A 14,472-nucleotide genomic window follows, 5' to 3' on the forward strand; every position below is an offset into this window, starting at 1 on the left:
TCTCTTGCATTGTAGCCGGAGACCGCCGCTTTCTTCTGCTTCAGCTTCGACTTTAGCCTGACGTGATTTCGACTTTGTTATTGGAGCCTCCGCGCTCGCTTTGCCGAAATTCTACCGGGGTCAAGCCCGTCTGCTGCTTGAACAGTTTGGCGAAATGGGAGAAGTTCGCATAACCGCTGGCCATCGATACGGCGCTTACGGGAAGCTCCGAATGAGTAAGCAGCTGCTTGGCCAGCTTCATTCTTTCGCGCAAAATAAACTCAGGAATCGTGCATCCGAGCTCCTTCTTGAATAAGCGAGTCAAATAATCCGGATGCAAATAAACGTGGCTGGCCGCCGCCTCCCTGGACAGGTTCTGATCCAGATTGGACAAAATGTAACGGGTTGCGCGTTCGACGACTTCTCCCACGGAAGAAGCTTGAGCATATCCCACCGCTTTCGCAATGATATTTACAAGCCAGCGCTCCAGATCCGCCAAGGATCGCGACGCCGCTTCCGACAACCGCAAGCTGCCCCCGTCGCAAAACATAAGATGCGCTTGTACACCTTGCTGCTGCAGCACCGCATGCGTCATTTGCAGAAAATTCTCTTTGAATGCGAGCAAATAGCGGCTGTCGATGTCCGGCCGCTGCCTCAGCTTGCCAATAAACGCTGCGGCTTCCTCCAGCAGCCTCTCCTTAACGCCCTGCCGGAGCAACGCCGCCCAACCGCTCATATCGGGCAAGGCAATTGAAGCATCGACGGAACGGTTCTCCGCGGCAAGGCTGACATAACCGGCTCCGTTCACGTTGTTCCGATCCAATCTTAGCAATCTGTGAAGCATTGATGAAACTTCGTGTCCGGGTATGGCTTGCCCCTCGTAACAGGTTAACTCGCAATAGAGGTTTGTTTGGCAAAATTCAACCAATCGGCGACACATGAAGGCGAGTCCGCTCTCTCCTATACGCTGATCCGGGGTAACAGACATAATGAGCAGCCAAGCCTCGCTGCCGACCGGCACGAACACGCTCCCCGGATTAAGCCTTCCGATCAGTTCTTTGCCCGCATTTTTCAGCGCATACTCCAACAGCTTTCTGTCTCTAACCCGAAAATCCTGATGCCAATGTCGAACGACCATTAATATCGGGAGCACTTCGGCATCCCTGCAAAGTGAAATTTGCCGGGCGGCCGCTTCGCGAAGAAAATCTCCGCGATTAGCCGGAATCGCTTCGCTCAACAGATCCGTCCAAAACCTCTCAAGATTCAAGTCCTGCTGATGCGACCACCATAGCTTATTTCGCTGCGCCTCAATCCGCTCTTGCTCCCGATTCGCAATTTGACCCGCTTTATGGATAGCTTTTTCCAGCTCCTCCTTGGACAGCGGTTTGAGCAAATAATCGGAACAGCCAAGACGTACGGCTTCCTGAGCGAACCGAAAATCGGCGTGACAGGTCATCAGAACCGGCACCGTCCGAAGCTCCTTCCGCCTCATCCACTCCAGCAGCTCCAGACCGGTCCTCTGCGGCATTTCAATATCGCAAAGAAGCACATGAATGTCATGCGCCTGAAAAGCCTGCTCTGCGGCAGAAGAACTATAAGCGACATAAACGTTGGCAACGTCCAGTCCCGCCCAATCCACCATACGCTTAACCGCTTCCACAAAATGAATCTCGTCATCGACGATTAATACATTCAGCATCATTGTCGTCCTCTCCCTTGGGGAACGGCTTCATCGGCAGACGAATTTCAACCCTGGCTCCTCCTGAATCCCGGTTGGCAAACTTCAAGTCGGCATGTCCTTCATACAGCAGCTCCAGCCTGCGCCGCGCATTCCATAAGCCATGCCTGCTTCCGTCCTTGCGCTCCAAGCTCCTCCCCTCTGCCAATCTTTCCAGCACCTCTTGAGGGAACCCGCCCCCGGTATCCTCCATAACGAGGAGCAAGCGAGGCTCGCTTTCGTCCGATTCCAGCTTTCCACTAAGGGTAAGACGGAACGGCTTTTCCAACGAAAAGGCGTACTTAATGGCATTCTCCACGAACGTTTGAATAACAAGCGAGGGAACGGCCAGCTCTAGCAAATAAGAAGGAACCTCGATTTCGCTGCTCAATTGGCCAGGAAACCGCAGCTCTTGAATCCGAATGTAATTACGCGTATGCGTAAGCTCATCTCCAAGGGAGACGAATGAAGCGCCGCTGCGAAATATATACCGGAAATAGTCCGCCAGACAGCGGGACATTTCCTGAATCAGCTTATAATCGCCAACGGCGGCAAGGCTGTGCATAATGTTTAAGGAGTTCAAATAAAAGTGAGGGTTAATCGTCGCTTGAAGCTGTCTCAGCTCCGCTTGTTGCTTGCTCAATCGTTCCTCGTAAACATGGATTTTCAGCTCTCTGATTTGGGAGAGCATGTAGTTAAAGTTGTCGTTCACAATGCGAAACTCTTCCGTCGAGGTACTGGATTCGGGAATTCCTTGCATATGACCTTCCCCGATTCGCTTCATCGCGACGAGAAGCCTTCGAATCGGCAGCAAAATCGTTCGGCGAAGCAGCAGCAGGCTCAGCGGCAGCAGCAAGATCGAGCCGACCGAAACAACCATGTTCCATTCCCGGAGATTAAACAGGCCCTTTAAGATTTTTTGTTCCGGTATAAGCGCTGCGAGGCGAAAGTCTCCCTGCTTCGATAACGCCCCCACGGTTAAATAACGCTCCGGCTTCCCGGATAAGCTGTATCCTCCCTTGGCGAAGCTAAGATCGATTTCATTCTCGCGAATAAATGTGGTATGCATCATCGGCTTCCCTTCCGTCGTGGCGAACAAGGAGAGGCCGCTTTCCCCCAAGTCGATCAGCTTAAGCGGAACAAGCAGACTCTCCGCCTTCACCCAAGCTCCGACGTAGGTGTTTCGTTCAGCTTGAAGCAGCCTTACAATATAGTAGCTGCCATCGATCTCGCGAATGATCCAATTTCTTGCCTTAGGCGGAGACTTCACGGAAGCTAAGCTTAGCAACCGGACGAGTTCTTCTCCTACAGCAACTCGCTCGGAGTAAGACGGCCGCAAGCTAAATGATTCAATAAGACTGTTGTCGATAGCCGAATAAATAAAAAATTCGTCCATCGTTCCGTAACGGGCAATTTCGTTCGCAAGCTGCTTGGAGAGCTGCACCTTTAACAGGGCCGCCTGCTCCTCGGACTGCCGTTTATCCAACAACGGCAAATTCGGGTCGGAAACGATCATGCCGATGAGGAAGCTGTCGATCTCTTCCAAAACGCCGTCTATTTGATTCATATAAAGCGAAATATAGCTTTGATTGCTCTCGGCTACCTGCGTTCGGACGACTTGCGCGGCATAATATTGGTTGAAATTAAGCAGGGAGATAAGCGGCACGAGAATCGCGGCTACGCCTGCCGCCAGTTTGAAGCGAATCGTGTGTCTTAGCCCTCGACGGCGGCTCCCACTCATTGTACGTCCCACAAGCTGAGTAGAAATTCCTTATAACGAATGTTCTGCTCGATTTCCTCGGCTTTCGTCGCATCTTGATTCTGGCGGGAAATTAAAACAGACTTCTGCAAATAAATGAAGTAAAGATGCGTCACCATCCGCGTGCGCTCGATCCAAACGAGCTTTTGCCCCGTTTCCTCCGTTTGCAAATCGAGCGAAAACGCGCTCACCGACAGATGGGTTTCCTCGCTGATCAATTCCTTGAACGCCGGCAGCTCCGCCGGATTTTTGCCCATGCTGGCAAAATACACGCTGAAGAGCGAATCGTAATACAGCAAATCCGGGTGGTGCTCCCTCAAGAACAAATATTTATTCAGAATGGCCTCTATTGAAGCGCGCGGCGATTGGAAGTCGAATTCAAGAAGCAGTCTCCCGAACATTTTTTTGAGATTGTCCACGTACACCTCGGTCGCGAGCTGCTCCTTGTCTTTAAAGTGATGGTAAAGCGTCCGTCTGGAAGTACCTGAGCGGGCAGCGACGAGAACGAGGTCCGAGCCTTCGATCCCCTTCTCGCAAAACGTTTCCAACGCAGCCTCCTTGATCATTTCCCTTGTTAGCTGAAGCTGCTTTTCTCTAAGCTTCATTGTGCGATCCCCCTTGTTCTAGGCTTGCATTCTAGTTTTCTCTGCATCCGCCGGTTCGGCTTCCTTGTTCTGAAGAAAGCGGGAGCCCAATGAGACGCGTTTGTTCTTGTGAATGATGCCGTCGAGCCACGTTATTAATTTGGTGCCTTCTTCCTCCGCCTCGTAGAAGGCTTTCATTGGCAGCAGAGTATGCGGAGTCGTATGAGTTGTCGAATCGTATTCATGATCGGTGAGGAAATAATAAAAATTAGGCAATTGTTCGTCAAGCCTACGGGTAGACGCTCGGAATTGACGGCTCCATTCCTCCGTGCTTTGCCTATTGATCTCGTCCCCTTTGCCGTTCAGCCTATTCTGAAACGAAGTCAGCACTTTATCGTGGACCGTGCAGGCATGAAGCAGGACTGAATGTGCAGGCATGGCTGTGCCGTTATGGCGGAAGGCGGCTCCAATCATATCCGCTTCCATCGGATAAGAGAACGTCCGCTGAAATTCGGCCTTCCAATTGTTGTCCACAATAGTCGGCCACTGATCGGTAACGAGAAAAGAACTGTCCGAGAGATGATAAATTTCGGCACTGGCGTAATGATTCGCGATTTTGCTCCCCCAGAAGGCGGAACCGAAGCCTCCGGCGCTGGAGCCTGCAATGAGCAGCTTTTCCGGCGTCTCGAAATTCCGGTAAATCCACTGTAACGCTTCCTCTACGTTATTTCTACCGTTGTGCCTGACCGTTCGTGATTTCGAGCCGTTTCTGTTCTCATAACGGGCTGTCGTATGGCCGATATGAAAATCGCCGGACGCATATGGGATAAACACGATGTTCCATTCCGAGAACGGATTGTCGGGACGTTGGTCGAAGATTCCCCGATGCATGCTAAGGATATAAAAAGGAATACGCGCGAAGTAATAGCCGAATTGTCCTTGCTTGAGATAAGAGCGCAGCGACAAAGGGATATGCGCCGTCTCGCCGTCCCAGCAGGCACCGCCTCCGCAAAAATAAATCATCAAATTGCGGCTTGCGCCTTTGCGGGTGTACAAGAAAAACTTCGAGCCGTCGGTTGCCGTTGTTTTTGTGCCCAGCTTCACTTTATTCCACTTGCCGGGCTTCGTTTGCTCAAAGCTGGTTTTGCTGCTCGGTCGCTTGAGAACTTTGCGGTTAAAGTACACGATGGAAAGCACAGCGGTGGCAATGGAATAAAAAAGAATGCGTTTAATCGTTTTCATTGGTCGGTTCCCTCTCCCCGTCTTTAATTAACGTCCTTAATATTTTGGGTGCTGACATGCTTCCAGCCTTTATTGCGATGTATCTCGGGGCTCTTGCCCGCAAAGGCGGTAGCGGCTAGCCCGTCCTCCGCCAACCGATAACGCAGCCACGCGGTCAAATAGCCTCTATGCATGCCTCCGTTCCCCATGCTTTCCAGATGGTCTGCACATTTCGTCATAGCCATGACTGCCGCTTGCCCCGGACGAACCGCATGATAGGCTTTCGAATTGGAAGCTGTCGGAGATATTATGAAATCATGCGTACCGGCCATGAAAAACAAGTCTGCAGACTGGCTCCCGATTTCATACACATCCTTCGCATCGCACCATTTCAAAGCCGGCAGAGCGATCGTAACAACCGTCTGAAGCGGCTTCTCCAAATACTTGTTGGCGTTCAGAACCCCGGTGGCGCCTTGAGATTGACCAACCGCGCCAATCCGATCCGTCCGGATCTTGCCATACAAGAGACTTGTTGGCTTGTCATTCTCACGCAGCACATAGTTGACAGTATCCGCAATCTCCTTGCCGGTTCCCGTATTGCGGCAATAATTGCCGACAATCGTAAACCCCCAAGAGGACAGATGAGCCAGCAAATCTCCATAATTCTCCGGCTGAGCATCCGAGCCGTTGCCCCAAATGACAACCGGGCAGGCATCCATCCGATCTTCCGGATAATCGATCCGATATAACGGGCGTCCCTGTTCGTCATGAATGACTGCGCTGGCGCTTCGGTAAGGCCCAGATTCGCGATACAACCGCTCCAGCGGCTCCGGTCGGTAGCGGTATAACCGCTCGCGTAATTTAAGCACATACATAAGTAGCACAATCAGAGGCATGAACACCCACTTTATCCATGGGCGTGCTGTCGGCTGTTCCGAGGTCGACATACGGTTCTGCATTCCTTCCTCATTCAATTTATGTTACACCTAGTTCATTCATTACACACCGTGTGTAACAAATTATAATTTTGAAAGCCCTTTCTGTCAACGCTATATTGGAGCGATTGGGGCTCCGACAAGCTCTGTCACTTTGTCCGCGATGATAACACCACTCGCTTGCATGACATACCCATATAAAAAAACTATACTCCGATATAGTTTTTATGTGTTTTTCGATGGCACCTTCCCCGCTCTATAATGAAATCATCATTCAGAGCAGGGAGAGATTGGAATTGAAAACATCACTTATCGGCTATCCTAGAGTCGGATCATTGCGAGAACTTAAATTCGCATCCGAAAAATACTTCAAAGGCGACATTACAATCGATGAGCTGCATCGGACTGCCGCCGACCTTAGAATCAGACATTGGAGAAGACAACAAGAGAATGGCATCGACTTTATCCCGTCGAACGACTTTTCCTTTTATGACGGTCTGCTCGATACAGCGTGCTTGTTCAATATCATTCCGGAGCGCTACCAAGCGTTGGGACTTAACCCATTAGAAACGTATTTTGCAATGGCCAGAGGATATCAAGGGGAGCAAGGCGACGTTAAAGCGTTAGCCATGAAAAAATGGTTCAACACGAACTATCACTACATGGTTCCCGAAGTCGACGATTCCACAACCATCCGATTGGCCGGTACGAAGCTGTTAGATGAGTTCTTGGAGGCTAAGCAGAACAATATCACGACGAAGCCTGTGTTGATCGGAGCCTTTACGTTGTTGAAGCTTGCCAAATATACCGAAGGCAAACAAGCCGACGACTTCGTTCATGAAACGGCTGAGGCTTATGCGAACGTACTGACAAGGTTGAACGAGCTCGGTGCCGAGTGGATTCAATTAGATGAGCCCAAACTGGTAACGGATCTAACCAAAGAGGATCTTGTGCTCTTCACGAAGCTGTATTCCCGAATTCTATCCGCCAAAGGCAACGTCAAGGTTCTCGCTCAAACATACTTCGGGGACGTTCGCGACTGTTATCAAGAGCTTCAATCTCTTCCTTTCGACGGGATCGGAATCGACTTTCTCGAAGGGAAGCAGTCTCTGGAGCTCGTGAGGAAATACGGATTTTCGGATGATAAAGTGCTGTTCGCCGGTGTCGTAAACGGCAAGAACATTTGGAGAAACAACTATCATAACACGCTCACCCTTGTGCAAAAGTTGAACGGGCAAGCCAAGCAGCTGGTGCTTAGCTCCTCCTGTTCGCTCCTGCACGTGCCTTACTCGTTACAGAACGAAGCGGCGTTGTCAGACGGGATCAAACGTTATTTCGCGTTTGCGGAAGAGAAGCTTCATGAATTCGCGGAGCTCAAAAAGATCTTGTCGCATGCAGATCCTTATTCAACCGAGCTGTATAGGCAGAACGAGGTGCTCTTCGACGGCACCCGTTTCGCGGGTAACGAGACTGTACAGGCGAGAACGGCAACCTTGACGGATGCGGACTTCAAGAGACTGCCCGCTTTCGTTGAACGGGAAGCGATTCAGAATGCTAAGTTCAAACTGCCTCCGCTGCCGACGACAACTATCGGCTCGTTCCCGCAGACAGCCGATGTTAGAGCGAACCGGTTCTCCTTCAAGAAAGGCTCCATTACCGCGGAGCAGTACAAACAGTTCAACTTCGACAAGATCGCGGAATGCATCGCGCTTCAAGATGAGATTGGTTTGGACGTGCTGGTCCACGGCGAATATGAGCGTAACGATATGGTCGAATATTTTGGGGAGAGCTTGGACGGTTTTATTTTCACGGAAAACGCTTGGGTGCAGTCTTATGGAACAAGGTGCGTAAAGCCGCCGATCGTATGGGGAGACATTAGCCGTTCCAGACCAATGACAGTCGAGTATTCGGCTTATGCCAAGAGCTTGACCAGCAAACCGGTAAAAGGGATGTTGACCGGTCCTGTCACAATCCTCAACTGGTCCTTCCCCCGCGAGGATATTAGCTTGAAGGACAGCGCCATCCAGATTGCGCTTGCGATCAGGGAAGAAGTGTTGGATTTGGAAGCTAATCATATTGAAATCATCCAGATCGACGAAGCCGCACTAAGAGAAAAGCTGCCGCTCCGGCAGTCGGATTGGCAAGCGGAGTATTTGAGCTGGGCCATCCCCGCTTTCCGATTGGTCCATAGCGGTGTGCAAGCCGAAACGCAAATTCATACCCATATGTGCTACAGCCAATTCAGCGATATTATTCGCGATATCGATGACATGGACGCCGACGTCATTACGTTCGAAGCATCCCGGTCGGACCTTGCGATTATTGATGCGATCAACGCGTGCGGATTCCAAACGGAGGTCGGTCCGGGGGTTTACGATATTCATTCCCCTCGCATTCCAAGCGTCGATGAACTCAAACAGGGACTGTTCCGCATGCTGGACAAGATCGACGGCGCCAAGCTGTGGGTCAATCCCGATTGCGGGCTGAAGACGCGCGGCGTAACCGAAACTTGGGCTAGTCTGAGACATTTAGTTCAAGCCGCGAAAGAAGTCAGAGAAACGTTGTAATGCATACACGTAAAGCAAGAAGATGAACTCAGACGAGTTCATCTTCTTGGCTTAGAATGGGGTAACCATAATCTGAGATAACGCTTTTAAGCTTGCGAATATAGTCGGTGGCGAGCAAGCTCAGTTTGGCTTTCTTATTCGTGATATATCCGATCTGCATAGTCTCTTCTGTTCGCAGACGCACTGATTTAATATACTCTCCGTTTAAGTCCTCATTGAGCACGCCCGAACTGATCGTATAACCGTTTAACCCGATGAGGAGATTAAATAATGTCGCTCGATCACTAACCATTATTTTCTTATTGTATGACCTAGTGCTGAGAATCTCTTCCGAGAAGTAGAAAGAATTGTATTCGCCTTGCTCGAAAGAGAGACACGGGTACTCGTCCAAATCTTCAATTTCAAAAATCGTCTTTGCCGCAAGGGGGTGCGTAGAGCTAATAAAAACGTGCGGCTCGGCTACGAACAGCGGGTGGAATCGGAGCTCGCTTTCTTTCAGTATTTTCTCGATAACTTTCCGGTTAAAGTCATTGAGATAAAGGATGCCGATCTCGCTCCGCATATTTTGCACATCTTCGATAATTTCATATGTCCTGGTTTCGCGCAGCGTACACTCATACTCGTTCGTGTTCAAGTCTTTCAATAGGCTGACGAACGCTTGTACGGCAAAAGCATAATGTTGCGTCGATATGGCGCATAGCTTTTTCGAAGGTTTCTTATTCATATACCGCTGCTCAAGAAGTTCTGCCTGCTCTACGACTTGTCTCGCATAGGATAAAAATTCTGCCCCTTCATTAGAAAGCACGATTCCCTTGGATGACCGCAAAAAAATGTCTACGCCAATTTCCCGCTCCATTTCTTTAACTGCGCTGGATAAGCTGGGTTGAGAAATAAAAAGTTGCTTGGCTGCCTCGCTAATGGAACCGCAACTCACAATTGCTAATATGTATTTTAATTGCTGTAAGGTCAATATGATCATTCCTTAAATGTGTTACTTTAAGTATAACGTATTTCCGAAACAATACTCCTTCGAATTTCTCCGTCACTTTTGAAGTTCTACTTTAACTTACCCGTGTCCTCGGCATATTCCCGCAGAATCCAACCGCATTGGTCAATAACTTATATTCCATATTTTCAAAAGCGATTACCGTCGTTTTTTTTTTGCAATATGAGTTGTTTATTTATCTAAAGAGGAGTAAACCGTTTCGAGGTAAGCAATTGAAACTTGTTCCGCCGCTCTTTTATATTCGAAATCACCTAACTGCTGACGAAGTCGTTGATATAACCGAATGGTCATTTGTAATGCGTGGTAACAACTCTCTGTACTGTGGTTTGGAATCGTTTCTTTAAGTTCATCGAGTTCTTCACTCACATGTTTTTCGAGTTTTCTTACCCCTCTTGGAAGTTCACCGTTCTTGATCAGAAACAGTGGTCCAAGTACAGCGTTTCGCATATAGGTAAGGTGATCGATTAGTTCGAACAATTCTCCCCTTCCTAGCTTTGTCGCGCCATAATGCACCCATATCCAAAATCTATCCTCGATCCATTGGGGACTGGGGTATGGAAAGTCCGCTGATGTCCTTTGAATGAAGGAGCTTATCTCCTCTCCTCTTTCCCAGAGGATTAAAGGATTCTCAATCCTTTGTTCAAGTTCCTGAACAGTGACAAACTTTAAGTCAACATGTAGTGGCGGTGGCCCATATAGGCAGATCACTAAACGCGGTTCTCCCACATGTTCGCCTGTAAAGCCGGATAACAAGTTCCCCAGCTTCTCGGCAATTTGAACGCGGTGATTCATTATTTCTTCACTGTACCCGGCATCATATACGACTATTAAATCCAAATCGCTGTACTCATCCGTAGTACCTGTAATCATGGAACCCCCTGCAAGAAGTCCAAGGAAGCGATGGTCCTGCTGAAGTTTTTCTTTGGCTTGGATAATAAAATCTTCATGCATTTGTAAAGACATTGATATCACTCCTAAAATAATGACCTCAAAAGGGCATTACGCCATCATATCAAGTATCCAATCACCAGTCAAACAGTATTTTTTAAACCAATCGTATGCAAGCCGTCGGGAATAAGATAAGGTTCTTGTCATTTGATTTTGACAAGAACCTTATCTCATAAAACAAAAATCGGGCTCTCCCGCTAACTCGGTGTCCAATCATTTAAACAAAAGCTTAGAATTACAGCATTGTCATGATAGCGAACGTAGCGCTTCAGGGGTAAAAGGCTTCAGCTCGTCAAGCCGGCCATCGCGGACCTTAGCCGCCCATGCCGGATCCACCAGCAGCGCACGGCCGACAGCAACCAGATCGAACTCTTGATTTTTAAGCTTGTCGGTCAAGTTATCCACGTTTGCCGTACCTGCGTTTTCCCCTCTAAACGAAGATAAAAACTCATTATCCAGACCTACGGAGCCCACAGTGATTGTAGGTTTGCCTGTTAATTTTTTAACCCAGCCTGCGAAATTCAGATCGGAACCGGTGAACTCCGGTTCCCAGAAGCGGCGAGTCGAGCAGTGAAATACATCAACACCCGCTTCTACAAGCGGCGCTAGGAATTTGGCCAGCTCATCCGGATTGACTGCCAATTTCGCTTCGTAATCACTTGATTTCCATTGCGAGATCCGCAGTAGGATAGGGAAATCGGGGCCTACGGCGCGACGGCAAGCTGCAATAATTTCAGCGGCAAAACGGGTTCTTTTCACAAGGTCACCGCCATAGCTGTCGGTGCGCCGGTTCGTTCTCTCCCAGAAAAACTGATCGATTAAATAGCCGTGCGCGCCATGAAGCTCAATCCCGTCAAAGCCGATCCGTTTGGCATCAGCAGCCGCTTGTGCGTAGGCGGCAACAACGGAATCGATCCTTTCCTGGCTCATCGGCTCATTGACTTTTTCAAAGGTCGCGAGATCCAAGCCCGAAGGTCCGATCGGCAGCTCCTCCGGGTTCGGAACGGCTCCTACTTTACGGTCCGTGCCGATATGCCACAGCTGCGGCATAATCAGCCCGCCGGCTTCATGTACTTCTGCGACGACGCGAGCCCAACCCTTCAGCGCTTCCTCCCCATGGATATTCGGAATATTCGGATTATTGGTCGCTGCCGGATCGTTGATCAGGGTACCCTCCGTAATAATAAGTCCTACACCGTTCTCAGCACGGCGACGGTAATAAGCGGCCACATCAGGACCCGGCACTCCACCCGGAGAGAAGGCTCTCGTCATTGGAGCCATGACGACCCGGTTCTTTAGGGTCAAAGTTCCAAGCTTGGAGGACTCGAATAAAGGTCCTAACTTGGCATCAGTTTGGATATTTTGATTATTCATTTTAACATTGCCTCCATTATGAATTAAAATTGGTTTCATAAGCCTCACTATTCAAACTGTCATATAAATTATTACAGTTGTTGAATGTACTATACCATACTTTTTCCCAAAGCACTACTTTTTAATTGCTTTATTTTTCGCCTTTGTCCCAGCCGAAGCTTTCATAATCAGCAACTTATTGCGCAGTTTGAAGCTCCGGAAATAATGCCATACCTTAATAAATAGGCCGATCGATTTCACTTTATTGCTACGCATTATACACCACACCACACCTTACCGCACAGGTTATTTTCCTGTAGAAGCTTTCAATCGAAAATGAGGTTAAGATTTCCACTTGCTCGCTTAGCGGCGGCGATTCCTACCCATCCTCCGAACGAATTACTACTGGACTTATGCCTAGCCCGGCCGACCGACCCTGGTCCATTTCGATGGCGGGGCCTGTCGTTTACAATAAAGATATTACAAGCGCTGCGGCGCTACGTTGAAGGAGATGTGATATTCATGAATAGATTATTTCGCTCGAGAACGGACAACAAAATTACCGGCTTATGCGGCGGATTAGCGGAACGGCTTGGCATGGACGCAATGATCGTGCGTTTGCTCGTCATTATTGCGGCATGCATCAGTTTCGGAACAGTCGCGTTCGTTTATTTGATCGCAAGCGTCGTCGTTCCTAAAGCGCCTTACGGCGTCGACAACTACTTTGGCAGATTCCGATCCTATTAATCTACTAGGATTTTTACAGGTCGCAAATGAGAAAAACTCCTCTATGTATAACCAGGGAGCATACTGGTCGTTTATTTTTTATAGCTCAATAAGGCACGCCCTACTAGGGATACTGCTAATAAATAAACGAGACTGCCGGGAGCCTCGTTTATTTTTGTGCTATCGTACCCGTTAGTTCAATAATTTCATGGGCAAGAGATAATAAAAAGCCTGCTCCAGACATATCGTCAGGAACAGGCTTTAATGTCATTATTACAGTTTTACAACATTCTCCGCTTGAGGTCCACGCTGGCCTTTAACAACATTGAATTCAACGCGTTGTCCTTCGTCCAAAGATTTGTAACCTTCGCCTTGAATGGCGGAAAAATGAACGAATACATCTTCGCCGCTCTCCCTTTGAATAAAGCCAAACCCTTTTTCAGCATTAAACCATTTGACAGTACCTGTTTCCATGAGTAAATAACCTCCAAAGTTTAAAACATTATGCCCTCAACAATACGGGACTATTCACTAGTATATCAGATTACAGACGCAAAATCTGTCGGAATTTGTTTTGAAAACTTTTAAGCTTTAAATGAAGACAACTGCCCATAAGCTCATTCAACAGCAAAAAAAGAGACCCTCAGTAACGGGCTGCGGGTCTACGGTTTATATTTTAACAAGGGGGTCATTGTTTATTATAGGCTTGATTTATTAATCCTGGATGAAAATAAGATTTCAACTTATTACATTTAATGAACAAACGTACCCGTTAGCTCAATAGGCTATAGGACAAACTCAACGTATACTTCACCAGAAGGGTGGGTATTCCCTGTTTCTACAAAACCTAGTGATGTATATAGATTTTTCGCAACTAGGTTTTCTGGTTTATATGTAAGTTCAACGACCCTCGCTTTTCCATAAGGATATGCCCTAGAAAATTCTATAGCTTTTATCATGGCTTCTTTGCCATACCCTTTGCCCTGATATCGCCCATCAATCATGATTTTAAAAACTCCATAACTGCTGTAATCGAAATTGCCATTTCCATCGTCATAATACATCATTATAAAGCCGACCATCTTCTCGTCTTTATAAATCGCATGTGTAATAATGACTTGACCCTCTTTTGAGGCAATATAAGCTTCTGCGAGTGCATGTTGATTGGAGGAAATAAAGCGTTTCTGTTCCTCTGTAACTTGCAGCTCAATACATTCAATAAAGTTGTCCCACGTTATTTCTCTAAATTCCACTAACCAATCCCCCCAGAAAGTCTTTTCTAATTTCCAATATCAATTATACAGATATTGGAAGTTCTCTACTCAATAGCGTAATAAAGCTGCCGATCCCGCGGCAGCCTTGGTTTAGCGCAAAAACAAGGGTTAGGTTAGCGCAGATTTAACAATTATGTCATTGACTTTAATTGTATCTTCATCGATTCGTGCAAAAGAGTTTTCTTTGTCATAGTTCTTTTTTAGCGAATCGATCAAAGTATCGGCAGATTGCAATGCACCATGCTGAATCTGAATCAATGATTGTATTCTAAGTGCAATCTCCAGTGGGAGTTGGACTACGACATTGAGTCCACGACCTTCTGATTTACCAATGTAAAGTTCTAAACTTTTCAGTGCATCGTTACTTTTACTCATTCTAACCTCCATTTGCATTTTTCTATAA

The 14,472-nt window shown here is 47.9% G+C and carries 13 protein-coding genes; 2 read left to right on the top strand and 11 right to left on the bottom strand.

The window, feature by feature from the left end:
- Positions 1-52: 52 nt before the first annotated feature.
- Genes DQG23_RS33080 through DQG23_RS33100 form a run of 5 tightly spaced genes read right to left on the bottom strand, consistent with a single transcriptional unit; the run spans position 53 to position 6,219 of the window.
- A complete protein-coding gene (locus DQG23_RS33080; protein WP_113035310.1) occupies positions 53-1,681 on the bottom strand; it encodes a response regulator in 1,629 nt (542 codons plus the stop codon).
- Positions 1,653-3,437 (bottom strand): sensor histidine kinase, encoded by a 1,785-nt coding sequence (locus DQG23_RS33085; protein ID WP_113035311.1) that lies wholly within the window; start codon positions 3,435-3,437, stop codon positions 1,653-1,655. The genes DQG23_RS33080 and DQG23_RS33085 overlap by 29 nt, the downstream gene beginning before the upstream one ends.
- Positions 3,434-4,060 (bottom strand): TetR/AcrR family transcriptional regulator, encoded by a 627-nt coding sequence (locus DQG23_RS33090; protein ID WP_113035312.1) that lies wholly within the window; start codon positions 4,058-4,060, stop codon positions 3,434-3,436. Before DQG23_RS33090 ends, DQG23_RS33085 begins: the two co-directional genes overlap by 4 nt.
- A gap of 18 nt (positions 4,061-4,078) precedes the next feature.
- Positions 4,079-5,281 (bottom strand): pectin acetylesterase-family hydrolase, encoded by a 1,203-nt coding sequence (locus DQG23_RS33095; protein ID WP_113035313.1) that lies wholly within the window; start codon positions 5,279-5,281, stop codon positions 4,079-4,081.
- 23 nt (positions 5,282-5,304) lie between these two features.
- Positions 5,305-6,219 carry a poly(ethylene terephthalate) hydrolase family protein gene (locus tag DQG23_RS33100; protein ID WP_146762429.1) on the bottom strand — a complete coding sequence of 305 codons (915 nt, stop codon included), beginning with the start codon at positions 6,217-6,219 and terminating at the stop codon, positions 5,305-5,307.
- A gap of 272 nt (positions 6,220-6,491) precedes the next feature.
- Here DQG23_RS33100 and metE point away from each other — a divergent pair, with 272 nt between their 5' ends.
- Complete coding sequence (gene metE, locus DQG23_RS33105; protein ID WP_113035315.1) at positions 6,492-8,762, top strand: 5-methyltetrahydropteroyltriglutamate--homocysteine S-methyltransferase; 2,271 nt, start codon at positions 6,492-6,494, stop codon at positions 8,760-8,762.
- Between the two features lie 28 nt (positions 8,763-8,790).
- Here the strand turns inward: metE and DQG23_RS33110 are convergent, their stop codons facing one another.
- From DQG23_RS33110 to DQG23_RS33120, 3 genes are all read right to left on the bottom strand, one after another.
- On the bottom strand, positions 8,791-9,732 hold the full coding sequence (locus DQG23_RS33110) for a LysR family transcriptional regulator (RefSeq protein ID WP_113035316.1): 942 nt from the start codon (positions 9,730-9,732) through the stop codon (positions 8,791-8,793).
- Positions 9,733-9,939: 207 nt separating this feature from the next.
- A complete protein-coding gene (locus DQG23_RS33115) occupies positions 9,940-10,731 on the bottom strand; it encodes a nucleotidyltransferase domain-containing protein (RefSeq protein WP_113035317.1) in 792 nt (263 codons plus the stop codon).
- A 231-nt stretch (positions 10,732-10,962) separates the two neighbouring features.
- Entirely contained in the window at positions 10,963-12,090 is a 1,128-nt protein-coding gene (locus DQG23_RS33120; protein ID WP_113035318.1) for an NADH:flavin oxidoreductase, read from the bottom strand.
- Positions 12,091-12,591: 501 nt separating this feature from the next.
- Here DQG23_RS33120 and DQG23_RS33125 point away from each other — a divergent pair.
- Positions 12,592-12,816: a PspC domain-containing protein gene (locus DQG23_RS33125; protein ID WP_113035319.1), complete on the top strand. Its 225-nt coding sequence runs from the start codon at positions 12,592-12,594 to the stop codon at positions 12,814-12,816.
- Positions 12,817-13,068: 252 nt separating this feature from the next.
- Here DQG23_RS33125 and DQG23_RS33130 read toward each other — a convergent pair whose 3' ends face one another.
- From DQG23_RS33130 to DQG23_RS33140, 3 genes are all read right to left on the bottom strand, one after another.
- Positions 13,069-13,269: a cold-shock protein gene (locus DQG23_RS33130; RefSeq protein ID WP_113034398.1), complete on the bottom strand. Its 201-nt coding sequence runs from the start codon at positions 13,267-13,269 to the stop codon at positions 13,069-13,071.
- A 311-nt stretch (positions 13,270-13,580) separates the two neighbouring features.
- A complete protein-coding gene (locus tag DQG23_RS33135; RefSeq protein WP_113035320.1) occupies positions 13,581-14,048 on the bottom strand; it encodes a GNAT family N-acetyltransferase in 468 nt (155 codons plus the stop codon).
- 129 nt (positions 14,049-14,177) lie between these two features.
- Positions 14,178-14,444, bottom strand: coding sequence for a hypothetical protein (locus DQG23_RS33140; protein WP_146762430.1), 267 nt, complete (start codon positions 14,442-14,444; stop codon positions 14,178-14,180).
- Positions 14,445-14,472 lie beyond the last annotated feature (28 nt).

The organism is Paenibacillus contaminans, assembly GCF_003285015.1.
Lineage (GTDB): Bacteria > Bacillota > Bacilli > Paenibacillales > NBRC-103111 > Paenibacillus_V > Paenibacillus_V contaminans.